Origin of the sequence: Clostridium sp. AF17-21AC (assembly GCF_003461365.1) — a bacterium.
Taxonomy (GTDB): Bacteria; Bacillota; Clostridia; order Lachnospirales; family Lachnospiraceae; genus Coprococcus; species Coprococcus ammoniilyticus.
Genome location: NZ_QTWY01000003.1, coordinates 244,128 through 269,764, shown reverse-complemented (window position 1 = coordinate 269,764; position 25,637 = coordinate 244,128). Strand labels below are relative to the sequence as shown.

At 42.6% G+C, this 25,637-nt stretch carries 25 protein-coding genes and 1 other RNA gene; 7 read left to right on the top strand and 19 right to left on the bottom strand.

Going from position 1 to position 25,637, the window contains the following annotated elements:
* The first annotated feature begins 204 nt into the window (after nt 1-204).
* Complete coding sequence (locus DWW85_RS06385; protein ID WP_008402427.1) at nt 205-450, top strand: TIGR03905 family TSCPD domain-containing protein; 246 nt, start codon at nt 205-207, stop codon at nt 448-450.
* 4 nt (nt 451-454) lie between these two features.
* Nucleotides 455-1,525: an undecaprenyldiphospho-muramoylpentapeptide beta-N-acetylglucosaminyltransferase gene (locus DWW85_RS06380; RefSeq protein ID WP_117808047.1), complete on the top strand. Its 1,071-nt coding sequence runs from the start codon at nt 455-457 to the stop codon at nt 1,523-1,525.
* A 134-nt stretch (nt 1,526-1,659) separates the two neighbouring features.
* Here the strand turns inward: DWW85_RS06380 and DWW85_RS06375 are convergent, their stop codons facing one another.
* From DWW85_RS06375 to DWW85_RS06335, 9 genes are all read right to left on the bottom strand, one after another.
* A complete protein-coding gene (locus tag DWW85_RS06375) occupies nt 1,660-2,127 on the bottom strand; it encodes a hypothetical protein (RefSeq protein WP_021944639.1) in 468 nt (155 codons plus the stop codon).
* 33 nt (nt 2,128-2,160) lie between these two features.
* Entirely contained in the window at nt 2,161-2,751 is a 591-nt protein-coding gene (locus tag DWW85_RS06370) for an HD domain-containing protein (RefSeq protein WP_021944638.1), read from the bottom strand.
* Nucleotides 2,752-2,940: 189 nt separating this feature from the next.
* Nucleotides 2,941-3,204, bottom strand: an RNA gene (ffs, locus tag DWW85_RS06365) — signal recognition particle sRNA large type.
* An 82-nt stretch (nt 3,205-3,286) separates the two neighbouring features.
* The gene (gene tadA, locus DWW85_RS06360) at nt 3,287-3,904 is read right to left on the bottom strand and encodes a tRNA adenosine(34) deaminase TadA (protein ID WP_330599107.1); all 618 of its coding nucleotides are present in this window, start codon (nt 3,902-3,904) and stop codon (nt 3,287-3,289) included.
* A gap of 50 nt (nt 3,905-3,954) precedes the next feature.
* Nucleotides 3,955-5,055: a DUF6128 domain-containing protein gene (locus DWW85_RS06355; RefSeq protein ID WP_117808046.1), complete on the bottom strand. Its 1,101-nt coding sequence runs from the start codon at nt 5,053-5,055 to the stop codon at nt 3,955-3,957.
* 126 nt (nt 5,056-5,181) lie between these two features.
* The gene (rsmA, locus tag DWW85_RS06350; RefSeq protein ID WP_117808045.1) at nt 5,182-6,045 is read right to left on the bottom strand and encodes a 16S rRNA (adenine(1518)-N(6)/adenine(1519)-N(6))-dimethyltransferase RsmA; all 864 of its coding nucleotides are present in this window, start codon (nt 6,043-6,045) and stop codon (nt 5,182-5,184) included.
* A complete protein-coding gene (locus DWW85_RS06345) occupies nt 6,033-6,818 on the bottom strand; it encodes a TatD family hydrolase (protein ID WP_181986527.1) in 786 nt (261 codons plus the stop codon). Before DWW85_RS06345 ends, rsmA begins: the two co-directional genes overlap by 13 nt.
* 19 nt (nt 6,819-6,837) lie before the next feature.
* Nucleotides 6,838-7,236: a hypothetical protein gene (locus DWW85_RS06340; protein ID WP_117784502.1), complete on the bottom strand. Its 399-nt coding sequence runs from the start codon at nt 7,234-7,236 to the stop codon at nt 6,838-6,840.
* A 204-nt stretch (nt 7,237-7,440) separates the two neighbouring features.
* Nucleotides 7,441-8,319: a DegV family protein gene (locus DWW85_RS06335; RefSeq protein WP_117808043.1), complete on the bottom strand. Its 879-nt coding sequence runs from the start codon at nt 8,317-8,319 to the stop codon at nt 7,441-7,443.
* 331 nt (nt 8,320-8,650) lie between these two features.
* Here DWW85_RS06335 and DWW85_RS06330 point away from each other — a divergent pair, with 331 nt between their 5' ends.
* A complete protein-coding gene (locus DWW85_RS06330; protein WP_117808042.1) occupies nt 8,651-9,304 on the top strand; it encodes a hypothetical protein in 654 nt (217 codons plus the stop codon).
* 30 nt (nt 9,305-9,334) lie between these two features.
* Here the strand turns inward: DWW85_RS06330 and DWW85_RS06325 are convergent, their stop codons facing one another.
* The 4 genes from DWW85_RS06325 to DWW85_RS06310 form a co-directional block, all read right to left on the bottom strand.
* On the bottom strand, nt 9,335-10,786 hold the full coding sequence (locus tag DWW85_RS06325) for a nicotinate phosphoribosyltransferase (RefSeq protein ID WP_117808041.1): 1,452 nt from the start codon (nt 10,784-10,786) through the stop codon (nt 9,335-9,337).
* A gap of 87 nt (nt 10,787-10,873) precedes the next feature.
* Nucleotides 10,874-11,491, bottom strand: coding sequence for a Maf family protein (locus tag DWW85_RS06320; protein WP_117808040.1), 618 nt, complete (start codon nt 11,489-11,491; stop codon nt 10,874-10,876).
* A 15-nt stretch (nt 11,492-11,506) separates the two neighbouring features.
* Nucleotides 11,507-12,703, bottom strand: a complete 1,197-nt coding sequence (locus DWW85_RS06315) for a pyridoxal phosphate-dependent aminotransferase (protein WP_008402408.1) — start codon at nt 12,701-12,703, stop codon at nt 11,507-11,509.
* Nucleotides 12,704-12,945: 242 nt separating this feature from the next.
* Nucleotides 12,946-14,169, bottom strand: coding sequence for an ATP-binding protein (locus DWW85_RS06310; protein ID WP_117808039.1), 1,224 nt, complete (start codon nt 14,167-14,169; stop codon nt 12,946-12,948).
* Nucleotides 14,170-14,947: 778 nt separating this feature from the next.
* On the opposite strand from DWW85_RS06310, the gene malQ reads away from it, so the two are divergent.
* The 4 genes from malQ to DWW85_RS06285 are packed head-to-tail and all read left to right on the top strand — an operon-like array spanning nt 14,948 to nt 18,656.
* The gene (malQ, locus tag DWW85_RS06300) at nt 14,948-16,477 is read left to right on the top strand and encodes a 4-alpha-glucanotransferase (protein ID WP_117808037.1); all 1,530 of its coding nucleotides are present in this window, start codon (nt 14,948-14,950) and stop codon (nt 16,475-16,477) included.
* 15 nt (nt 16,478-16,492) lie between these two features.
* On the top strand, nt 16,493-17,230 hold the full coding sequence (locus tag DWW85_RS06295) for a lysophospholipid acyltransferase family protein (protein ID WP_117808036.1): 738 nt from the start codon (nt 16,493-16,495) through the stop codon (nt 17,228-17,230).
* Nucleotides 17,231-17,256: 26 nt separating this feature from the next.
* The gene (locus tag DWW85_RS06290) at nt 17,257-17,814 is read left to right on the top strand and encodes a hypothetical protein (protein WP_117808035.1); all 558 of its coding nucleotides are present in this window, start codon (nt 17,257-17,259) and stop codon (nt 17,812-17,814) included.
* A gap of 2 nt (nt 17,815-17,816) precedes the next feature.
* Nucleotides 17,817-18,656: a CPBP family intramembrane glutamic endopeptidase gene (locus tag DWW85_RS06285; protein ID WP_117808034.1), complete on the top strand. Its 840-nt coding sequence runs from the start codon at nt 17,817-17,819 to the stop codon at nt 18,654-18,656.
* Nucleotides 18,657-18,719: 63 nt separating this feature from the next.
* Here DWW85_RS06285 and DWW85_RS06280 read toward each other — a convergent pair whose 3' ends face one another.
* From DWW85_RS06280 to DWW85_RS06255, 6 genes are all read right to left on the bottom strand, one after another.
* Complete coding sequence (locus tag DWW85_RS06280; RefSeq protein WP_117808033.1) at nt 18,720-19,358, bottom strand: SAM-dependent methyltransferase; 639 nt, start codon at nt 19,356-19,358, stop codon at nt 18,720-18,722.
* Between the two features lie 6 nt (nt 19,359-19,364).
* On the bottom strand, nt 19,365-19,802 hold the full coding sequence (locus DWW85_RS06275; protein WP_008402400.1) for a DUF1934 domain-containing protein: 438 nt from the start codon (nt 19,800-19,802) through the stop codon (nt 19,365-19,367).
* A 3-nt stretch (nt 19,803-19,805) separates the two neighbouring features.
* Nucleotides 19,806-20,864 carry a D-alanine--D-alanine ligase family protein gene (locus tag DWW85_RS06270; protein ID WP_117808032.1) on the bottom strand — a complete coding sequence of 353 codons (1,059 nt, stop codon included), beginning with the start codon at nt 20,862-20,864 and terminating at the stop codon, nt 19,806-19,808.
* Nucleotides 20,865-20,978: 114 nt separating this feature from the next.
* Complete coding sequence (locus DWW85_RS06265) at nt 20,979-21,827, bottom strand: hypothetical protein (RefSeq protein WP_117808031.1); 849 nt, start codon at nt 21,825-21,827, stop codon at nt 20,979-20,981.
* Nucleotides 21,828-21,877: 50 nt separating this feature from the next.
* A complete protein-coding gene (locus tag DWW85_RS06260) occupies nt 21,878-23,503 on the bottom strand; it encodes a hypothetical protein (RefSeq protein ID WP_181986516.1) in 1,626 nt (541 codons plus the stop codon).
* A 102-nt stretch (nt 23,504-23,605) separates the two neighbouring features.
* Nucleotides 23,606-25,186, bottom strand: a complete 1,581-nt coding sequence (locus tag DWW85_RS06255) for a spore germination protein (protein ID WP_117808029.1) — start codon at nt 25,184-25,186, stop codon at nt 23,606-23,608.
* Nucleotides 25,187-25,637 lie beyond the last annotated feature (451 nt).

Genomic DNA, 25,637 nt, shown 5'->3' with positions numbered 1-25,637 from the left:
ATAATTTTTCATGTTTTCAGTTCCGATACCCCGCTCCGGATTCAGGGTGGTTCCATTATAGTTTTGAATTTTTTGATTTTTCAAGCCAAATCACACGACAAATGTTTACCTTTATTTTCATTTTTGGTATACTGGTTTCGATTTGAACCCATTTAAGAATGTATATAGTTATTTTGGACTATAATAGAAAAGAGGTAATTTAATATGGATTACAAAACAAAAGGAACCTGCTCTACTAATATTCATTTTGAAGTAGAAGATGGAAAAGTTAAAAATGTTTCTTTCACCGGTGGCTGCAATGGTAACCTGAAAGGTATCAGTGCCTTAGTCGAAGGTATGAAAGTAGAAGATGTCATTGATAAACTGGAAGGAACAACATGCAGCTTTAAGCCAACATCCTGTCCGGATCAGTTAGCAAAGGCGCTTAAGAATTATCTTCAGGGGGCATAAATATATGAAACGAATCATCCTTACCGGTGGCGGAACTGCCGGACATGTTACACCAAATATAGCGTTGATACCGGAATTACAGAAGCTTGGATATGATATCCATTATATTGGTTCTTATAACGGAATGGAACGTAAGCTGATCGAGGATCTGAACATTCCTTATCATGGAATCTCCTCCGGTAAGCTCAGACGTTATTTTGACCTTAAGAACTTCACGGATCCATTCCGCGTTATTAAGGGTATGGGAGAAGCCAAGAAGTTAATGAAGGAACTGAAGCCGGATGTCGTATTCTCAAAGGGTGGCTTTGTAACAGTTCCTGTCGTATTTGCAGCCAAATCCTGCAACATCCCTGTCATCATCCATGAATCTGATATGACACCGGGACTTGCAAATAAGCTGGAGCTTCCAAAGGCATCCCGTGTATGCTGTAACTTCCCGGAGACAAAGAATATGTTCCCGGAGGGCAAGGCAGTTGTGACCGGAACTCCGATCCGTAAAGAGCTTTTCAACGGAAATGCAGTTGATGCGATCAACTTCTGCGGATTTACAGACAACAAGCCTGTCATCCTGATCGTTGGCGGCAGCTCAGGAAGTGCCGTGATCAACAGAGCGATCCGCGAAAATATTGATAAACTGCTGGAGCGTTTCAACGTGATCCATCTCTGCGGTAAGGATAATCTGGATCACAGCTTAGATAACAAGCCGGGCTATGCTCAATATGAATATATAAAGAAGGAACTGAGCAGCATGCTCGCTCTTGCCGATCTCGTGATCTCCCGTGCCGGTGCAAATGCGATCTGTGAATTACTTGCCCTTCGCAAACCGAATATCCTGATCCCGTTATCCGCTGCTGCAAGCCGTGGCGACCAGATCTTAAATGCGAAATCCTTCAAAAAGAGCGGCTACAGCTATGTGATAAAGGAAGAGGAATTATCCTCCGAAACATTATTCGCTGCGATCGATGATGTATACAATAACAAACAGACTTACATCGAAACAATGGAGAAGAGCAACCTTACAGATTCCACTTCAATTATAGTCGGCATGATTGAGGAGCTGGTAAATAACAAATAAGCACAGCAGCAGTCAAATACAGACTGTTTGCTGCACCAGTTGGCTTGCAGTTACCAAATGCCGGCATAACGCATATAAAAAACAGGCACATATCAAAATGATATATGCCTGTTTTTTTTATGGTATGTATTAAATTACTTCGCTGCATTTGCAATCTTTTCATACGCGGCTGTCTTCGCCTGATCTGTAGAAAGAATATCTCCCTTGATCTCCATTACGATATCAACCTGAGAATTATTTCGAACTGTAAATGTTACCTTCATCGGCTGTTCTGTATACATCTGATCCATGCCTGCTGTTGTCAGATCCATTGTTGCCTTTGAACCATAGAATGTAACCATCCAGTCACCATTTGCCTCTTCTTCATAGTACCATGCACAGCTCTTACAAAGTCCTTCAAGTCCTGCACCGAATGTCTTCTCAGTTCCCGGAATCTTGGTTTTCTTGATCTTATCAACCTGAGTCTTAGCTGTTTCATTTGTACGGTACTGAATATTTCCCTTTACATACATCTGAGATGTTTCCGGAAGAATACAGTAAATTCCAAAACATAATGCTCCAACAATGATAATTGCTACTAATATCTTCAAAAAAGTTTTCATATTAACACTCCCATTTCCTTTACACTATTAAATCTAAAATAGCTCTTTTTCCAACTGAAAGATAAATTCTTCAAGAAGCTGCATACGCTTATTGTATTCCACTCTTCCTGCATCGGTTTTACAACGTCTGATCTTCGGTTTATTAATCCTGTAAAAGTTTTTAATTCTGTAATATGCTCTCTTATAGCTGGCATCATCCTCCAGCGCTGTAGCCATTGAATCCCAAAGTACACTGACAGCTCCAACCTCATCCAGAAGATCAGCATCCATAACGATACGGCATTCCAATGACAGGTCTGCATCTGTATCCTTTTCTTCATGGATCATAATGATCTCTCCGATCTTGGCAATCTTCTCCGGATCAACTCCTATGCTGTCAAGATATTCTACTGCAATCTCTGCTCCAACCTCTCCGTGAGGTCTGTTCTCATCCCATCCAATATCATGCAAAAGTGCCGCAAGTACAATAATATCCAAATCACCGCCTAATTTAGACTGTAATTTGATCGCCCATCTGTACACGCGCATTGTATGCTCGAATCTACTTCTAAACTCATAATTTGGCGGTCTGCCATTCTCCGCGGTCTGCGTTTTGACAAACTCAATTACATCAGCGTAGTTCATCTCTGTTCGCCCCTTGATATCTACCTTTTTTGTATCTTTCGTACTGTCAGAATATCTGAAGTCCTACTAAATATCATTTCTCCAGAACTTTCCCATAAAAAAAGAAAGTATCATTCTCTATGATAGCATCTTTTATATAGATTTGCTATAATTTTTTGAAAATTTTATAAATATTTTTATCAAAAAAATCCATGCAGTTTTCTCTCGAAATGCCGCCATAAGCGTTACCTTAGCAGTTAACTCAGCCCAGGCACCCTCGCGGCACACAGGAGATTCTCCTTAGTGCTGCTTCGTCTCCGACCTGACACGGTTCGAAGAGTCCTGTTGCGCAAGACCCAGACATCAACGCCACTTACTAAGGGCAGCCCTACAGTGGACATCCCTCAAGAAAACTATCACCCCTGCTATAGCGGATTGCAGGTTCAGGGCACCGCTACTTCCCCGGTTGCATGGAAACTTTATAACATATTAAATTGTACGCCATATTTTGACGCATACTTGATTATAAATGACGATCGCACATACGTCAACCTGTTTATTTTTTTGAAATAACACCTTTCCGCAGGTCTGCAAAAAAGTTCTTCATCAGGCTGCTGCACTCCTCCTGCCGGATACCATATACAGTTTCTACCTGATGGTTAAACGCAGGCATATCAAACATATTCAGGATTGAACCGGCACAGCCGGCTTTCTTATTCATACAGCCGATCACAACCTTCGGGATCCTTGCCTGTACAATGGCTCCGGCACACATCTGGCACGGTTCTAATGTTACATACATCGTGCAATCCTCTAAGCGCCAGTCACCGAGTTTCTTTGATGCCTGCTCGATTGCAAGCAGCTCTGCATGTGCCAGTGTTGTCTTCTTCAGATTTCTCTTGTTATATCCTCTGGCAATCACCTTATCATCCTTTACGATCACACAGCCAATCGGAACATCCCCCTGCACATAGGCTTTCTGCGCCAGCTTGATCGCCTTTGCCATATATACTTCATACATTTTCCTGTCTTCATCGGATATCTCCGGTTCTGTCACCTGTTGATCTGCACATATATCTTTTTCTTCGTCTTCTCTGTTCCGTATATTCTGATCATTATTTATTCTTTGTTCTATTACATTTCCTTCTGTACTCTGTTCCATCTTTTTCTCCACACCGGCATTCTCCGTCATTCAACCAACATTACTTTTTGCCGCAGTTCTTTTTATTTCAGATCTACCACCCAGTAACCAAAGCTTCCGGTTTTGATCCTTGTCTCCTTCACCGGTATAAAACGTTCGAATCCAAAGATTCCCGCAAGATATTTTTCTTTGGATGAATACTCTCCCGGCACTCCCAATATGTATCCATTCGTATCTTCTTCATCAAACAGCACCCTGCCGAGCATCAGATATTTGTAGCTGTAAAATCCATGTGTCAGAAAGCTGTTCACCCCCAGCCGCCAGTTATCCATGTTCAGCAGTCCGATATCGTTCGGATTGATCTTCACACACTCGATCACTCCATTTTCTCCATCCGGGCAATTCGGCAGAAGCGGAAGTTTTTCCCGATTCGCCATCAGTTCTGCTGCCCTTCCGTCTTCTTTCATTGTTTCTAAAACCTCAGCTGCCGTTACCCGCTTCTCTGTTTCCTCATCGGTCCTGGAAAATGTCTCTTCATCCGGAGACTCCTCCGTTTCCGGCAAAACGGTTTCCCGGTTGTCTGTATCTGTATGTGCCATTTTTTTCACCTCTGAAGCCATTGTCTCCGCCTCAGATTCGCTGTCCATGTTTTCTGATTCCGTCATCGTCTCAGACACGATTCTTCCCCGATCATACTCCGTTGCTGCAACATCTGCTCTTCTTTCCCGTTCAGCTTCTGCTGCCTCCCGCCGGGCAAATGCCTGACTGTAATCCACGATATTATCCGTCCATGAGGAGCAGAAAATATCACTTTCTTCTTCACCCATCCGTCTTATGATAATGCCGCTCCATGCTGTGATCGGCCGACCGGTATGATTGACATTATTCCAGTCAAAGGTAAAGCAGTCTTCTCCTCTTCCGGATTTCAGGCTTAATTTTCCAAGATACAACACAACCGGAATCATGCTGTCCGGCACAGCCTCCGGATATTCCTCCGGATCTGCAAGCGTCTCACGATACAGATAAACCGAATACAACCCCTCTTTCTTGACCTGATCCTTAAAATTCACCTGCATCTTGCCCTTCTCATTCTGCTTCTGCACCTTCGCAAATCCCGTGTTCTCGCATTTGTCATATTCGTGATACCTGAAAATATATGATATAAATCTGTTCCAGTAAACCATAGATACCTCCGTCTCTTTTTTCTATCTGACATTTTTTGTCCGACAGGAAGTCATGTCTGCGTCCGACATTCTCCCCGAAAGACAAGCCTTACTTGTATCTATGCATTTTTACTGTAACTTATTCCTTTATTCTTCGGAAATAATATCACTTAACTTTGCAAATTCTGCCAGCGTTAAACTTTCTCCCCGAACATTTGCGGCAAGTCCCATTTTTTCCAAAGCTTTCTCCACCTGTGCTTTTGAATATGGAAGCTCCGGGCTGTTTGCAATTCCATTCTGTAACGTCTTTCTTCTCTGGTTAAAGGATGCCCGGATCAGCTTGAACATCAGGCTCTCATCCTTTACTGTCACCGGCGGCTCCTCATATCTGGTCAGCCGTATCACCGCAGATCCTACACCCGGTCTTGGGATAAAACAGTTTGGCGGCACATTTGCGGCAATATACGGTTTTGCATAATACTGGACTGCAAGTGACAACGCACCATAATCTTTCGATCCCGGTCCCACCTGCATCCGGTCTGCTACTTCCTTCTGTACCATGACCGTAATTGACTGTAATGGTACATGACTTTCAAATAAGCCCATAATGATCGGAGTTGTAATATAATATGGCAGATTGGCAACGACCTTGATCGGCTTGCCTGCATTTTCTTCCGCCACCAGCCGGTTGATATCTAACTTCAATATATCTTCGTTGATAACGGTTACATTATCATATTCTGCCAATGTTTCTCCAAGGATTGGGATCAGGTTTTTATCGATCTCAACTGCGATCACCTTTCTGGCTGACTCTGCCAGATACTGTGTCATTGTTCCGATTCCCGGTCCGATCTCCAGTACCAGATCGTCCTTCGTAATTTCTGCCGCATTTATAATTTTTGTAATCACATGGTCATCGATCAGGAAATTCTGACCGAATTTCTTCTGAAATGCAAACTCATATTTCTTTATTGTCTGTATCGTAACCTGGGGGTTACTTAATTTCTCCATGTCTTGTCCTCCATTCTGTATAGCTTCAGACTGTTTTTAAATGTCACGTCATACACTTCTTCTTCCGTAACTCCCTTTAATGCTGCGATCTCTTTTGCCACATAAGGAATATTAAGGGCAGAGTTCCGTTTTCCACGGAATGGTACAGGTGACAGATACGGCGAATCCGTTTCTAATACGATACTGGTAAGCGGAATGGCTTCCACTACTTCTTTCAGCTTACGTCCATTGTTAAATGTCACTACGCCGCCAACGCCGATATAATATCCCATCTTAATATATTCTCTTGCAATCTCTGTACTGTATGAAAAACAGTGAATGACGCCACCGCAAAGTCTTCCCTGCATCTCTTTCATGATATCCATGGTATCCTTTGCCGCATCCCTGCTGTGGATCACAACCGGAAGCTTCAATTCTTCTGCCAGCTCCAACTGCTTTCGGAACCAGTGGATCTGCACCTCTTTGGGAACATCCTCATGGAAATAGTCCAGTCCGATCTCTCCGATCGCCTTTACCTTCTCATCTGTTGCCATCTGCCGATACATCTCGATCGCCGCATCTGAAAGCTCCGGTGCATCATCCGGATGCGTTCCGATCGCTGCATAGATAAAATCATATTGATGCGCCAGTTCGACAGATGCCTTTGAAGTCGCAATATTAGCTCCTATATTCATAACATACCGGATATCCTGTCTCTGAAATTCTTCTAATAACTGCTCTCTGTCTGTATCAAACTGCTCATCATCGTAATGTCCATGTGTCTCAAATATCATCTTCATATTCCTCGGTCATTTATTTTCTCAAACTGCTCCAGTCCGTATGCTTCGCTGCATCCCATTCTTCTTTCCGGCTCTCGTACTGCTCATTGAGCCAGTCTACCGCTGCAAGTTTTCCTTCTTCCGAAAACGGAAATTCCTTTGTCAGCTTCTTTTCATCATCCGTATTCTCGTAACTGAACGGCTCCGGCCAGACCGTTGCCATCAGAGTTCCTGCATCCTGTACTTCTTTCGGTTTAAAAAATACATTTTCAAGCGGATTTCTGGCAAGGCGGAACCGCATGCCCTGATAACTTCCCTTAAATGCCTTTCCATACAAATAATAATTAATATGATAAAATGTTGTTTCTTCAATCTTTGGTGTGTCACCCATATCTCTCATCTGCCTTTCATCTGCCGGCACATTTTTCTTCATTTTTTTAAGTATACACTACTAAGATCAGCATATGCAACCAACTGTTGTCATTCTTTACCCCAATTGGCTTCCTTTATGCCGCACAATTCATCTTTTTCTTACCAGTCAATCCCCATGCAAAAAGACCCTTATCCACATCGGTTCTTGTATATCTGCTTCCACTTCTGTGAACAAAGGTCTTTTCTATGAAAATCTATATTCTGTTTATGCTTCGTCTTTTACCGTAAAAACAACTCCGACTACCTTTGGTCCTGCATTCGAAGCAACCGCTGCTCCGATCTGGAAGAAATCGTCCGGCGCATAACCAACCTTTTCTGTCATCTTGGCAGCCAGTTCATCCCTGCATACATCATCGCATCCATATACGATCTGATATGGCGAACCCGGAAGCATCTCTGCAGCTGAGACATCCGCCATCTTTGCCAGTAATTTCTTCTCGCCGCGGCATTTGAATGCTGTAACGATCTCATTTGCCCATATCTTCATGATCGGTTTTACGCCAAGTGCATCACCGACCAGTGCTGCTGCACTTGGAATACGTCCCGATTTTGCTGCATATTTCAATCCATAGATACCGAAGTAGATCCGTCGCTTCGGAAGAATGTCTGACAGATAAGCAGTGATCTCATCCACTTTTTTTCCTTCTTCTGCCATCTTTGCTGCCTGCACAACCGGATATCCATACTGACCGCTGTATCCAACACCATCAAAGATCTGAATCGTTCCTTTTCCTGCATACTCCGGATGCTCCTCAAAAAATTCATTCTTTGCCATGACTGCATTATCATGGGTAGCAGAACCCTTTTTATTGATGCTGACAAATATAATATCTGTATATCCTGCATCAAACTGCTCCTTATACAGCTCGTCGAACTGGAATGCTGTGATCTGCGCCGTCTTTGGCAGCTCGTTTGGATTTTCCTCCATTAACTTATAAAAACCGGTATTGTCAAAATCGACTCTGCTCATATAAGATTTGTCACCGATCGTTACCGGAAACGGAAGGATTAATATATTATATTTCTGTTCCTCAGCAGTCGAAATATCACTGGCTGAATCTGTTATGATCCTGATCTTGCTCATAGGTAAAACCTCATCTTTCTATTTGTAAACCGGCACTTCAAAACTCTTATACACTCTACTAATTTCAAGTTTCAAAAATGCCTGTATCCCTTAACTTTTTATAATATAGATGATTCAAACAGCAAATGTCAATCGTAGTTTCTATATAGAAAAGCCATGGTTTTCGGGGCTTTGTAACATGGTTTGAAAGACTAGATATTTTATTTTTACTTTTTGGGGAAGACTCCCTATCCGGCAGTAAATTGTGTTACAATAAAATCCATAAACAAACTTGAAAAGCAGCATTGCATGTGATTCGCACATGCAGACAGGTTACATAAGGGGATTGCATATGTTGAATTTAAAGGCAAATGATCAGAAACCACCTAAGAATAAACCGACAATCGAAACAGATCTCTCTGAAGCAGCAGAGAAATCTGATCCTCCATATTCACAGGAATATTTTGATCTGATGGATATGATCGACAATACCGATAAACAGATTGAATATTATAAAATGGTATATACCGCCGAGATCGACGGACTTCCTAAGAGGAGGCACAGTCTGAAAACACATTTTATCTATAATGTGATTTTCTTAATTCTTCTGCTTGGATATGATTATTTTCATCTTACAGTCATTGTTATGGGTGGCGGAATGATTCTGAGGACGATCACAGGTTTGATTGCTTTGGGTGTTTTAATTCTTGCTACTATATACATGATCGGTCACACCATTCGTGCCTATATTCTTTACCAGATCAATATGCTTCCCGATTTTATGACAGATTACCTGCAAAAGTATAATATCCATACCATGGTGGAGGAAGAAGCCTATTGCAGAAATGTTCTCCGACAGATGTTAGCATATGAAACAACACTGGCTCATATCAAAAAAGCAGCTCCGAAAACAACAACAGAGATCAACGCTGCTATGAGCGAGATCTCTGCTATGAATTTTGATATTAAAGATTTCCATTATAACGCCGGTCGGACGATAAAATAATATATATTTTCTGATCTGACCATTTCTGCATCAATGTCGGCTGTTTAACAGCTTCTGTTTCAGATCATATAACGGTTTTGACAGATCGACAAATACCTCCTGTGGATTTACCAGTCGTCTGGTCTCATCCCAGAGTGTATTCAGTTCTTTCTGGCAATACTCGCGGATCTCCATCGTGGATGGATTCTGATATACGCACTGTCCCTTCAAGAATACCGGGACAAGCATCTCACGGATCTCATAAGAACCACCCGGAAGTGTCGAACGCTTCCATGTAGCCATCTGGTCAAATATCTCCAGATCCTCCGCTTCATTATATGTCTCATCGGAAAGTGCGATCAGATCCGCCTTGATCTTTCCGGTCTCCTTATTATACAGACGGAATACCGTCTTATTTCCTGGATTTGTAATCTTCGCCGGATTCTCTGATATCTTGATCTTCGCTGTGAATTCTTCATCCTCCGGCTTCCTGATCGCCGCAAGCTTATAAACACCGCCAAAAGATGGATTATCTGCTGATGTGATCAGGTTGGTTCCAACGCCCCATGACGTGATCGCTGCACCCTGATTCTTCAAACTGTTGATCAGATATTCATCCAGATCAGAGGACGCTGCAATGACTGCATCCGGATATCCCGCTGCATCCAACATTTTTCTGGCTTTCTTCGACAGATATGCAAGGTCACCGGAATCCAGACGGATTCCATATCTGGTCGGCATCTTTCCCTCTGCCTTCATCTCATCAAATACCCGAATTGCATTTGGCACACCGGATTTCAATGTGTCATATGTGTCAACCAACAATGTACATGCATCCGGATATAATTCTGCATATCTCTTAAATGCTGTATATTCATCTGGGAAGCTCATGATCCAGCTATGTGCATGTGTCCCAAGCACAGGCACGCCGAACTGCTTACCGCAGATTACATTTGAGGTTCCGACACAGCCACCGATAACTGCCGCCCTCGCACCGAAGGTTCCGGCATCCGGTCCCTGCGCACGGCGAAGTCCGAATTCCATGATACCATCCCCTTTTGCTGCATAGCAGACCCTGGATGCCTTTGTAGCGATCAGGCTCTGATGGTTCACGATATTTAATAATGCGGTCTCAACCAACTGCGCTTCCATGATCGGTGCAACCACCTTCACAAGTGGCTCATACGGAAATACTACAGAACCTTCCGGGATCGCATAGATATCACCTGTGAAATGAAATCCTGCAAGGTAATTCAGAAATTCTTCATCAAACATGTTCAGACTTCTTAAGTAATCAACGTCTTCATAGGAAAAGGACAGATTCTTGATATAGTCGATCACCTGTTCCAGACCACAGGCGATCGCATAGCCGCTTCCGGATGGATTTTTTCTGTAGAATGCATCAAATACAACGATATCATCTGCTTTCTCACGGAAATATCCCTGCATCATCGTCAATTCATAGAAGTCTGTTAATAAGGTAAAATTTCTCTTTTCGTCCATATCTCTGTCCTCCTGCCTTTCTTTTTTCAGCAGTTTATAATCTCTACTATTCTATCATACATGATCGGCGCATCGTTTTCTCACACATTACTGCCCACATAACATCTCATTTAACTCATGGTACAACCGGGAAAGCGGAAGTCCGACAACATTGTCATAACTGCCCTTGATCCCTTTCACAAACAGGCCACCCTGTGTCTGTATCCCATAGCTTCCTGCTTTGTCAAACGGATCTCCCGTCGCAAGATATCCGGTGATCTCCTCATGCGTCATCGGATAAAATGTAACCTCTGTATTCTCGTAAAATGTCTTTGTCCGGCATTTCTCTCCGTCATAATACATAATAGAAACACCTGTATATACATTATGTGTCTGTCCTGACAAACTATTCAACGTATTATATGCATCGTCATAATCAACCGGTTTTCCAAGGATCCTGCCATTTAATGCGACGACCGTATCGGAACCGATCACGATAAACGGCTGTGTCTCTGCTTCCGTACCGGCACGATCTGTACATACCTTTTTATATACATTTTCTGCCTTTCTCCCGGCAAGCTCCATTACCATATCCTTTGGAAAACGGATATCGGTAGCTTCATCGCAGTCACTTGGCATAACAGTAAATGTATAACCGGCTCTTTCAAGCAGCTCTTTTCTTCTCGGTGAATTCGATGCAAGTATGATCGGAATCTGTGTAACCATGATGTTCTCCTTTGATTACTCCATCTCTTTTGCAAGTTTCATTGCTTTTTCAAATAACGGAAGTGCGCGTTCTACCATCTCCGTTGTGGTACAGTAAGCAAGTCTCATATGTCCCGGACACATAAAGCTGTCTCCCGGTACCAGGATCAGATCCAGCTTGCTGGCTGTCATACGACAGAATGCATTTGCATCCGCAATCGGAGTCTTTGGGAACATATAGAAGGTTCCGCCCGGTTCTACACACTCATATCCCATATTTGTAAGCTCTTTATATAAAATATTCTTATTCTTCTCATAGATTGACAGGTCAGCTGTCTTATCGATCACTTCTGCCACACCAAGCTGGATCATGGATGGCGGACAGTTATGTCCTGTAAATCTGGAGATCTGACCACACATCAGAACGATCAGCTTCGCATCCTTACATTTCGGATTTACCGCTACATATCCGATACGCTCACCCGGAAGGGAAAGTGACTTACTGAATGAATAACAGCAGATACTGTTGTCATAGAAGGATGAAATAAATGGCGAATCCGTTCCTTCAAATACGATCTCACGATAAGGTTCATCGGAGATAATATAGATATCATGTCCATATTCCTTCTGCTTTTCTTCCAGAATTGCAGCCAGCTTCTTGATCGTCTCTGTTGAATATACGATACCGGATGGGTTATTCGGAGAGTTAATAAGAACTGCCTGTACATTTGGATTTAAAAGCTCCAGAAATGCATCAAAATTAATCTGGAAGGATGTAATATCCGCCGGCACGATCTTAAGCACCGCACCTGTTCCGTCAACATATGGAACATACTCAGGGAAATATGGAGCAAATGTAATCACCTCATCTCCCGGCTTTGTTACACAACGAATCGCATGTGCGATCGCACCTGCTGCACCGGAGGTCATGAAAATATCATCTGCTGTATATTCCATTCCAAATCTTCTATTTAAAGAATCTGCAACCGCTTCTCTGACGGACATAATACCAAGTGTCGGGCTGTATCCATGAAGTGTCAATGGATTTTCTTCTTTTAACATCCGTTCCAATGTCTCTGTAAACTCCGGACATACCGGAACAGAAGGATTACCGATCGTAAAATTGTATACATTCTCTTTTCCGATCTCTGCCGCACGTTTTGACGCATACTGCGCAAATTCTCTTATTATAGAACCTTTGGTTGTCATATCTGCATATTTTTCCGAAATCATACCTGTTATCCTCCGTCTGTTGTGAATTTAATAATGGAAGTATACCGCCGAAAAGGCAAAAAAACAAGTGGTAATAAATCGGGGAAAAGACTTATTACCACTTGCAAAAAATGAGGGGAGAGAGGATTCAAATAAATGAAAAACTCTTACAATACATAGTATATAAGGGATGTGTGTCTAAACTGTGTTTATTTTCTGATGTATTTATAAACAGATTCTACATTCTATTTACAAATTCTTTATTATATTGTCCAGATCGGAACAATGTAATTTTCTGAATCAACAGCCGAAAGTTCCGAACGCATACAGATGATTGCTCCCTTTCCTCTTGGAACTGCTCCTTTATCCAGAATTCTGAATGCCCTGGTCAGTTCACTTCCGGGATTTACTGAGCGTTTTATCTCTAACGGATGCACCATACCATCACTTTCAATCACCATATCAATTTCATTACTGTCTTTATCTCTGTAATACCACATAAGACATTCATCCGCTTCATTTTGGTATGTCTTCCGTATCTCGGAAACAACATAATTTTCCAGTATTGCTCCATTAATCGCCCCATTTTCAAGTATTTCTGGAGTTGTATATTTTGTAAGATATGCAACCAGGCCCGTATCAAAGAAATATAATTTAGGAGTTTTAACTGTTCTCTTTAACAAATTATTAGAGTAAGGACGTAAATAAAAAATAATATCCGACTTCTCAAGCACCTGCAGCCATCGCTTAATTGTCTCATCTGAAACACCAACGTCATTTGCTATATCATGTATATTTAACATTTGTGCACACCTGCATGCTGCAGCTCTTACAAAGTCCATAAATACAAGTTTATCAACATTTGTAATCAGCTCTGATACATCTCTGTCAATATATGTTTGAATATAACTGGAATAAAAAACATTTCTGTCTTTATACCGTCCGCTTCTATATCCCGGCATAGATCCCATCCAGATTCTCTCATATAGCTCCGACAATTCCGCCTTTGTTCCATTTTTACTTCGCTGCTTTAATGTTTCAAGATCAACGCTAAACTCAATATTATCGCCTGCTCCATATAACTCATGCTGCGATAAAGACGACATATGGATAATAGCAGTTCTTCCCGCCAAAGATTCCTGTGCAAGCTCCATCATCCGAAATGCCTGCGACCCGGTCAACCAAAATGATGATGCCGATGCTCCATTATCTATAGCCATCTTAATATATGGAAATAATTGCGGAGCATATTGTACCTCATCTATTAAAATGGGAAGATCATGCATCTGCAAAAACATAGCAGGATCTGTCTGTGCCAGTTTTCTTTCTTCCAAATCATCCAGACTCACTACCGTCCTGTTCTCATCCATTAATTTTTTAAATAAAGTGGTTTTTCCAACCTGCCTCGGCCCTGTAATCAATATACAGGAATAGTCTTCTGCTAACTCTTTTATCTTTTTTTCTAAATCTCTATGAATATATTCCATATAGCTGCACCTCTTTTTTCGGCTAAAATAAGATTCAATCTTATTTTAGCCGAAAAATAAAAATTTATCAAGAATAAAGCGCCACATACGACTCTTTTGTACCCAAACGGAATTATAAAAACAAAAAACAAGTGGTAATAAATCGGGGAAAAGACTTATTACCACTTGCAAAAAATGAGGGGAGAGAGGATTCAAATAAATGAAAAACTCTTACAATACACAGTATATAAGGGAAGTGTGTCTAAACTGTGTTTATTTTCTGATGTATTTATGAAGATCATAAACAAAACTTTATAAAACTAACACAACCTGCCCGTCCGTCTCTGTCAGTCTCCTTGGCTGGTATGGGTGGCTGGCATGGGCAGTTGGTCTCCCCACTATAATATGGCATCAGCGAGAATTTCGTCGTGAGATGCACATTGCCAGTAAATACGGGTGCTTGTTTGAGCCGAAGGCGAGTTAGCACAGGAGTATTTACGAATCAGGCATGTGCAACGAACAGAAATCGCAGCAAGCCATATTATAGTAGGGAGGCCAACTGCCCATGCCAGCCACCCATACCAGCCAAGGAGACCGACAGAGGCGGACAGGCGGACTGCGACTTCTCCCAATTTCAGGCTTGTAAGAATAATTCGTTTTATGTATAATAAAACGTACGGTGTTTTTTCCACACCGCCTTGATTTTTCAAGGAAAAATGAGGTTTTATGATGTTCGGGCAGACAGATATATCTGACCAGACCAAAAACGTCTATATAATAATAGGAAAAGAGGATAAACATGTTAGAAAACAACCATGAAAAAAAGCCAAAGAAATACGCTGGTATTCTGGCACATCCGACTTCATTTCCAAGTCCTTACGGAATTGGTGATCTCGGCAAAGGTGCATACCGGTTTATAGACTTTCTGGCAAATTCGGGCTTGAATCTGTGGCAGGTGCTTCCACTTGGACATACCGGATTTGGTGATTCACCATATCAGCCATTCTCCGCATTTGCCGGTCAGCCGTTAATTATTGACCTTGATGCATTAAAAGAATACAAGCTTCTGTCAGAAGATGATTTTACCGATATGCCGGAATGGGATCCCGTTCACATCGATTACGGAACCTTGATCACATTTAAGACAAAGCTGTTAAAGCTCGCTTACGAACGTTTTACTGATCCTGACCATGAGGACGGATTATCAACAGACGAGGAACAGATGGCAGCATTTGCTTCTTTTAAAAAGGATTCCTCCTGGCTCGCTGACTACTCCCTGTTTATGGCAGGTAAGGATTTCCATGAAGGAATGCCTTGGTATATGTGGGAAGATTCCCTGAAAGCACCTACCAAAAGACAGCGTACCACATGGGAAAAGAAGCTTGCAAATGAGATCGGTTACTATGATTTCATCCAGTTCTTATTCCATACACAGTGGATGGCAATCAAGGAATACGCAAATGAAAAGAACATCAGCATCGTAGGTGATGCTCCGATCTTCCTTGCATGGGACAGTGCCGATGTATGGAGCCATCAGGAGCTTTTCATGCTGGACTCAAAGGGATACCCAACTGAAGTTGCCGGTGTACCACCTGATTATTTCTCAGAGACCGGACAGTTGTGGGGCAACCCACTGTATAACTGGCCAAAGCATACCGCTACCGGTTATGAATGGTGGATCGAGCGAATCAAATACCAGCTCACTCTGACAGATTTCTTAAGAATTGACCATTTCAGAGGATTTGACCGGTACTGGGCTGTACCTTATGGCGAAGAAACCGCCATCAACGGAGAATGGAAGCCCGCTCCCGGTATCAACTTCTTCACACAGTTACAGGCAAATCTTGGCTATGACCTTCCGATCATCGCTGAGGATCTGGGTGAGATTGACGATTCTGTTATCGAATTGCGTGACAAATTCAATCTGCCTGGCATGAAAATCTTACAGTTTGCATTTGAAAATCCGGAAGAAAATGATTTCCTTCCACATAATTATACAAGAAACTGCGTATGCTACACAGGAACACATGACAACGACACAACACTTGGCTGGTATCAGAAAGCATACGAAGCATCCAAGGACAAGCTTCGCCGCTATTTCAGCACAGATGCCAGTGATATCTGCTGGGTTATGATCCGTGCATGTTTCTCATCTGTCGCAAATATGGCTGTTGTTCCTATGCAGGATGTTCTGAAATTAGATTCATGGGCTCGTCTGAATACTCCGGGTGTAGGAGAAGGCAACTGGGCTTGGCGCTTTGAGGATAAAGACATGGATACTAAATTAGAAGAACGTCTATTTGAGACAGCAAAACTCTACGGCAGATAGAACAGGAGGATATATTTGAGAACCATTATTACTGTACTGTTTGCGGTACTTGGAATCATATTTTGTTTTCCATATCATCTGTATCTGAAGCAGCTTGCAAAAAAAGATCAGGACAAAGCTTACATCAAGGCTCAGAAGCTGGTAAAAGGATTTTTCGGAGCAGTTATGTTCTTAACCGGATGTAAACGAACAGTTATCGGCAAGGAAAACATTCCTACCGACCAACCGGTCATGTTCGTTGGTAATCATCGAAGCTATTTTGATATTTTATCCTGTCACAATGCAATCGATATGCCTCTTGGCTTCATGTCCAAAGACAATATCAAGGATATACCTCTGCTTTACAAATACATGGATGATATCGGATGCACCTATCTGGATCGTACCGATCTGAAAAAGGGTCTGGAAACGATTTTACAGACTGCTGATATCATCAAATCCGGTCACTCCATGATGATCTTCCCGGAGGGAACAAGAAATAAGGGCGACGAACTGCTGCCATTTAAAGACGGTGCATTCAAGATCGCTCAGAAAGCCGGATGTCTGATCATCCCGGTTGCTATCTGTGGAACAGACAAATGTATGGAAGCAAATAAACATAATTTCCTTCACAGCAGCAAGGTTGTGATTGAATTCTTAGAACCGGTTGACATCCGTGGATTGAAGCCAAAGGAACGTAAAGAGGTTCTGGATGCAATCCCCGGTAAGATTCAGGCAGCCCGGTTAAAAAATCTGCCTATGATTGAAAAATAAAATAATAATATAAGGAGGAACTTATTATGCCTTGGTGGGGATGGATGTTAATCGTCATCGCAATATTAGTTGTAATCTTAGTAGTACTTTACATAGTAGGAAACCGCCTGCAGAAGAAGCAGAGCGCACAGAAAGAAGCTATGCTTCAGGCTGCACAGCCTGTCACGATGCTGGTCATCGATAAAAAGATGCTGCCTATGAAAGATGCAAATCTTCCGAAACAGGTATTGGAATCAACTCCAAAGCGTTACCAGAAAGCCAAGCTTCCTATCGTTAAAGCCAAGATCGGTCCACAGATCATCAATCTGATCTGCGACGATGGAATCTTTGATATTATGCCTGTCCGCGGCGAAGTTAAAGCTATGGTCAGCGGTATCTACATCACAAGCGTTAAGAATGTTCGTGGTAAAAAAGCACCGGAACCTGCAAAGAAATCATTCAGTCAGAAACTTCGTGCAAAACAGAAGAAATACGAGCAGACTTATGAGCAGGAAACTGCCAGCATGAAACTCAGCAAAGAAGAAAAAGCCGCAAGAAAAGCAAAGGCAAAGGAAGAGAAAGAAAGGGCAAAGAAGATCCAGTAATCATGATAAATACTCGTGTCGACCTCAGAAAATTAGTTATTACCTGTCTGGTTCCGGTTACCACATTACTGATACATAATATTGTATATCTTGCAGGCACCCGGATCTGTGATCTTGCAGGCAGTCAAACTGATTCTGTCGGCAGTATCACATCATGTATTTCATATATTCTTTGTATTTTCGTTTTCGGATATCTGTATCTGAAATACGAAACCATATTCGGACAGTCTCAGGCCGACAATACGCAGAGTAGCAGGCTGTCTGACAAGACAAAGCACGCAGGAAAGGAAAAATCTTTCCTGCGTGCTTTTGTTATCTTTCTTCTGATCCTGATTCTTGGTATCAGTCTTCAATTCCTGACAACCTGTATTCTTCGCCTGATCGACATTTGCAGACCGGATCTGCTGTCCTCCTATCACGAACAGGTACAGCGATCCTTTTCTATTAACAATGGAATCATACGCATCTGTACCGTTGCTATCCTTGCTCCGATCGCAGAAGAATTTGCCTTTCGTGGCACAGCATTAAAGCTGTCTGCTTCCGCATTTTCAAGCCGATACGCAGATCTTTACGCCATCTTATTCACAGCATTCTGCTTCGGCTTCTATCATGGCAACATCGTCCAGTTCTGCTACAGCGTTCCGGCAGGGATCATCCTGGGCTGTCTTGCCATCTGGTCCGGATCAGTTGTACCGAGTATATTTCTGCATATGGTATTGAACGCATCGTCCTACATCATTGGCACCATCGCCATCCCAACTTCTATGTTATACGGAATCATTATCTCTGCTCTGTTCCTGTCTGCAGCCTGCATGACAGGTATATATAATGTGTATAAATAAGGCGGTCTATCTGGCAGTAGGGCTGTATATTGACTTGCTGCCAAATAGACCGCCTTATTTATTCTACACTACAAAATATCGTGACAAATGATATACCAGAACCTTCTCATCCGGGTCTTCTTCATAACCGGACAATTTGATCATCTTCTTTAAAACGAACAGGTTGCAGTCACGGATTGCTTTCTGATATTCAAATGTCGGATAATAGATCAGAAGTTCAATATCTCTCGGCTGTCTCCGTACCGATGCGATGATATTATCCAGTACCTTCTTGAAGGTTGCGCCGGAAAATGGATTGAAGAAATAGAAATAATTGTCTTCATCTCCGATCTCATATGCCTCTGCCTCCACATTCAGGAACTGCATCCGTTCCTCCTGATCAAGGAATTTGCTCTGATAGCTTGCGGCATTTGTCAGAAGTCTGTCATAGACCCTGGCATTGTTCTCGATTCCAACCGTCCGGCAGTAATGTCTGGAATTACAGTAAAAAAGCACTCTGCCAAGTCCGCAACCAAAATCCACAAGCGTATCTTCCGGCTCCATGCTGATCTCATCGAACATCGTCACCAGATCATTATAATATGTAACCTCATAATTATTATCTTCTTCGTTCACCGGAAGACATACATCCATATCTCCAAATGCTGTCTCCGCGATCGTTTCAATCCCCAGAAAGCTGTCGAAGGATTTCTCACTACCCATATATATTTATACCCCTTCGTAGTCCGCAGTCACATTCAGACTGCAATCCGTAATATAATCATTGTTAAAATCAATACAGTAACGAATATCGATCCGAATCCCCTTCTCGGACTGCTCCATATGATATTCTTCCGTACAGATATTCATACAGATCGGTCCGACCGGAGTTACATAATGTACCGAGCTGTTCTTCTCACGGTCAAATAACATAACCGTGTTCACACTGCCACGTTTCGTAAGCTGAAGTGCATGCTCATCGAATCGCAGAAGATTCTTCACCGGTTCTTCCACATCTTCAATGAACTCATCATATTTGATATAGCGGTTTCCGTTTTTCTCAGAGTATGTTCCCCGCGTCTCAAGCTCCAGAACCTCCGGCTCATCATCCGCTCCGGCAACACTCTGTACACCCGTTACTTTTATCTTTATATCTCTCGTCGTCATAAATTATCTTTCAAATGCCATCTCGATCAACGTATTTACAAGGGTCTTGATATCATATCCCTCTGCATCCCACAGCATCGGATACATACTGATCGATGTAAATCCAGGCAATGTGTTTACTTCATTAAATATTACACGATTGGTGTCCTTCTCAAGGAAGAAATCCACACGGGCAAGTCCAAAACCGTCAATCGCATTAAAGATACGGATTGCTTCTGCACGAATCTCGTCCTCAGCTTCTTCCGGTATATCTGCCCCGATGATCGTCTTGGAATCTGCATTGTTGTATTTTGCATCAAAATCATAGAAATCTGCATTTGCGGCAGCAAGGATCTCTCCAACACCGGATGCCTTTGTATGATTGCCATATCCGAGTACGCCACATTCCAACTCTCTACCGACAATCGTCTCCTCAACAAGAATCTTGGAATCATGGTTGAGTGCTTCATGCAGACCAGCTTCTAACTCAGCTCTGTCATGCGCCTTTGTAACACCCTTTGATGAACCCGCGGATGATGGTTTTACAAATACTGGATAGTTCAACTCGCTCTCTACCCGATCCATCGCAACATCCAGATCATCAAAATCATCTTCTACTACAGGAACGAATTTTGCCTGTGTTACATGGATATGATCAGCAATGATCTTTGTATGGAATTTGTCCATTGCAGCAGCCGATGCAAATACACCGCAGCCCACGTATGGAATGTCCGCCATCTCAAACAATCCCTGAATCGTACCGTCTTCTCCATATAAACCATGCAAAACAGGGAAAATAACATCTACAGGCTCCGCATAGATTCTGTCGCCATCTTTTATGATAATCTCTTTTGCAGAATCCGGTGAAATCACAGCACGAACCTGACTGTCGTACCAGCTTCCGTCAGCAATACTCTCAATGCTGTCAGCTTTCAGCCATTTGCCGTCCTTTGTGATTCCGATCAGTGTCATATCATATTTGTCCGTATCCACCGCTTTGGCAACTGTCTGAACTGAAATGCATGAAACTTCATGTTCCGATGATCTTCCTCCAAAAATAACTACCAGTTTTTTCTTAGCCATATTCCCTTGAGCTCCTTTGAACTATATAATCAAAATATCTCATATCATACCACAACCACCTGTATAATTCAAGGATTCCGGGGATTTAGGGGTGGATAGAAAAAACCGTCATAATCATTTCAACGTCACACACAAGGTCTCATAATATCCGGCCGGATAAGCAGCGTCATTCAAGGTTGCTGCCGGAAGGTTCAGATATTCAAAGGCGGACCAGGCAGTAACCGGGATGCCATATTCCTCCGCACTTTCCTCTGCACAGGCATCGATATATTCTTTGCTCAGGATCAGATTCTTACGCACAATGCTTTTCTCCTGATCGTTATAGTCTGCGCCAAGCTTCTCGGCTATACCATAAAGTACCGCTTGCTCAACATATGAAGTAAATTCATCCAATTGCTTGTCCGATAAATTCTCATTTCCTTCATATCTTATTCGAATCCGGATAACATCTGATGTTTTATTCTGAGCACTTATCTTGCTCTCCACAAGCTCCGTTTTTGTTTTGCCGGACTCTATATTATAATCGTTTTCTCCGTCGGTCTTCTTCTCACTTGTATCTCTTGCTATATCATCATACACCGCTTCCAACTCCTGTAACTGCTTCTGTGTTTCGTATGCATTTAATGTTGTGCCATCCAGAATACGAAATGCGGTCTGTATATTATTTGACAGTTCTGTATCCTGTCCATCCAAAGTATCCTGACCATTTACCATCTGGTTCGATCTGCCATTCTTACCATCTGTCTGTGAAGTTTTGTCACCGGTTATTCCGGCATAATTTTCCTCGGTACTATCATAGGCTATATCTTCATCTCCCTCCGCATACTCAACCAGATTCATCACCTGCTCAACGCTGTTTTTCGCGCTGTATAATCTTTTCAGTGCTCCCATTTCCACATATAATGTTCCACAAAATAAACCGATCAGGATTCCGGCAACTGCCGCTCTCACTGCTCTACCCATTTCCATAACCTCCATTTTTCTTCATCAAAATCTAACACTTTAAACCATATCTACTCCCCCAGTGTCGCCAGACACTCTCCTTTGTAATGCGCTGCAATATACTTCCGGATGCTTCCGGACGCTTCACCCTGATAAAGCGAATCGGTGCAGACCACCTCTACATAATTCGTTACAAATTCTTTTATCAGCTCCGGATACATCTGCCGCAGGGTTTCTTCGGAATCCACCACAATATATTCCACATGGCTCAGGTCAAGACTCCGGTCATGCGCTTGATCATATTCAGCCCGTGCTCGCTGCAGGCTCTCCGCAACGACCGGATACTCTCGTTCCTCCGATTCGGCTGCCGACTCCGCTCCCTCCAGACTGTCCGTGACAAATGTATACTCATATCCCCTATCTGTTTCAGAAATCATCACCACCCGGAGATAATCTACCGCCTCAATGGATCTGTCCATGCACCCGGACAATATGCTGACAAGTAATATCCCACCGATCACTTCTGCAGCCATCTTTGCAAGCTTCCCCGGATTTGTCCGTTTTCTCCCAACAAATGCCGGTACAAGAACCGACAACGGAATATCAACGGCGGCAATGTAGATCATAAATGCCCGACCGGCATCCCGTTCTCCAAGGAACCGGCTCATCCATAGAAACAGCAGAAACAAAACAACCACACAGCCGCTTCTTATCCACAGGCTTCTTTTTTCTTCCATCACTTTTTTATCCATTGCATTATCAGAATCACGTCCATGTAACTCTGTACTCTTATCATTCCCGGCTGCTCTCATCCCGCCGCTCTTTCTCCATACACAGATGATCTTCCAAATCTCATCCACAAACTGACAAATGAACACAATGTGGATAGCCAGAAGCAGAAGTCCAAAGATTATAAGCAGGTAACAGGCGAGTAAACCGAGTCTCGCATTTGCACCTCCGGGGAACATCATCGCACCCACAACATTTAGTATTCCCTTTGAAGTCATTGTTTTACCTTGCAAGCCAAGCAACGATATCACGAAACAGGAAGCAACAATGGCTAACACAACCGGAACAGATACTGTCCACACCAGCATCCCTCGTCTTCGTTTCTCTACTCTCAGATAGAGATACATGACAAATTCCAGCATAGATAATCCTACAATTAACAGATATCCTTTTATCAGAACCTGACATATCGTGTTACATACAGATGCCTGCATCTGGAATTCTACATATTCTTTTAGTCGAGAAAAATCTGCATTCCAGAATCCACAAATAATAAACAGCACCAATGTGATCCCGATTCCGATCACACTTGCTTCCGCAAATCCGATATAACCACGCAGCCCCTTTCCTGCCATATAGAAAAGTGCCAGTAATACCGGAACGACCAGAACCGTTCCTGCATAATCCGGCAGCATCAGGATCCGGCTCCCCTGTACAAAGAAATAAAGCAAAAAAAGAACCCGGATTGCATATCTAATCACATAAATAGATGCAATAGCTGCTTTTTTCTTATTATTCCATACTTTTGCACCCGTTATCTCTGTCTTTTCTTTAGCTGGATCTGACATTTTCACTACACCGGAAAGCGCAAGATGTAGTAGTACCACATAAACCAGAGCAAGCATTAGCATCAAAAAAAGTGACAACATTCCATTATTTTTTGAAAAATCCGTCATAATCTGTACCATATTCCAGAAAGCAATCGGAAAAATCAGGCAAGTTCCCGTTATAAAAAGCTGTCGAAACGTCACATTTCTATAACCCATATATTAATTCACACCCATTCATCATTACTTTTTGCGAAGCCGTCTGCGCTCCCGATAGTTCGCCCATGCCGGTCGAAAGATAATTTTTTTGATTGGCTTACGAATGACAAAATCTTCCATTCCATCCTCTGCATAGCCACAGGTTACGACCGGTGCCATGTACGGAACACCAAAGCTGTTCAGACCGGCAAGATGATAGATCAATAAAAGCATCACCAGAAGGAAGCCATACAGTCCAAAAAAAGCAGCCGCCAGTATAGTTAGAAATTTTAAAAGACGGAACACCGACGCAAAAGCTTCATTTGGAATTGCAAAAGAAGCAATCGCTGTCAGCGCAACTACGATCACCACGATGGTACTGACAATCCCTGCTTCCACCGCAGCCTGTCCAACGATCAGACCACCAACAACGCCGATCGTATTTCCCAGCTGACTCGGCAGACGGATTCCTGCCTCCCGCAGCAATTCAAACAACAACTCCATGATCAAAACCTCTAACACGATTGGAAAAGACAACTGATTTCTTGCAACTGCAATCGCATAGAGAAGTTTATCCGGTATCACCTCCCGGTGATAACAGGTAACAGCTATATAGAAGCCCGGCAGCCCCACCGCGATAAATGCCGCTATATAACGAATGATTCTGGCAAAAGTTGCAACCGGCCAACGGTTATAATAATCATCGGCAGTCTGGAATAATGTATTGATCGTCGCCGGCGCAATCAGAACCTCCGGCGAATTGTCAAATACAATTACAACCCTGCCATCTGCCAGTGCCGCCGCCGCTTTATCCGGTCTGGTGGTTGACTGGAACACCGGAAACGGCCGGTACCATTTCTTCTCCATCAGATGTTCCGCCATGCCACTGTCAAATATGGCATCTATCTCATATTCATTCATCCGTTCTTTCACCTGTTCAACCAGCTTCGTCTCTGCAATATCCTCAATATACATGATTCCATACTCGGTTCTGGAACGAACACCGATCGTATTCTGGATCAATTTTAATCTTGTATCTTTAATCCTCCGCCGAATAAGGGCTGTCGATGTACGGATACTTTCATTAAAACTATCCCGCGGACCACGCATTCCACCCTCGGTAGAACTTTCTTCCACCCCACGTACCGGCAGCTTCTTGGAAGACACAACAAACGCCTGATCTGCATCCGATACAAATACCGCTGTGTCTCCTTTTAATATCGAAAACATCACATTTTTAAAGTCATTTTCTGTCTTTATATCCGTCGATTGTGTCTCAAATGAATCCATTGCCTCCCACAGGGAACTGCCATGCTCATGCCGCCACTCCCAGGTCACCGGCTTAATGATCGTATCCTCGATCAGACCATTGTCACATAACCCATCAATGTACACTACATAGATTGCTCCTACCGAAGCGGATGTCTCATCTGCTGATCCGGTGGTATCTTCTGCATACACATCCATTCCGGTTCTTCTTACTGTAAACCGACGTTCCACGATGTCTCCCCAATCAGCAAACAGCGACTTTACCCGGCTGATATTTGCATCTATGTCTTTATCGATCCGGCTGTCTGCACTATAAATTCCGCCTTCCGCATCTCTGTCTTTCCCCAAACGTTCCACCTCCCGCTGCTCCTATGTACATTTATATTTTTTACGACTCTGACCGACTTTCCCCAACCTTATTCCTCCATGATCTAACTATTACTTGTTTTATCTTCTTACTATTTCCAGTATTACCAGCAACTCTCTGAACTATACATAAAATGTTACATTGAATCATGATATAATGAACGCAAAATTATTTGCTTGCAAGGATGCTGATTTTGCGGAATGCATAGAATGTGCGAAGCACATGATATAATGATGAAAAATCGCTTGCTTGCAAGGGTCGATTTTTCGAATGCATTGAACGAGTACGATATAATGATCATTATGATGGGATGCGCTTGCACAAATCCCCAAAAGCTTCTATAGTAATTACATAAAATCATAGAATTGCTCACATATGATGAACCCGGCAATATTCAAATAGCTTCAGTTGCATCAGTACCATATAGAATTTTAAGAAGAA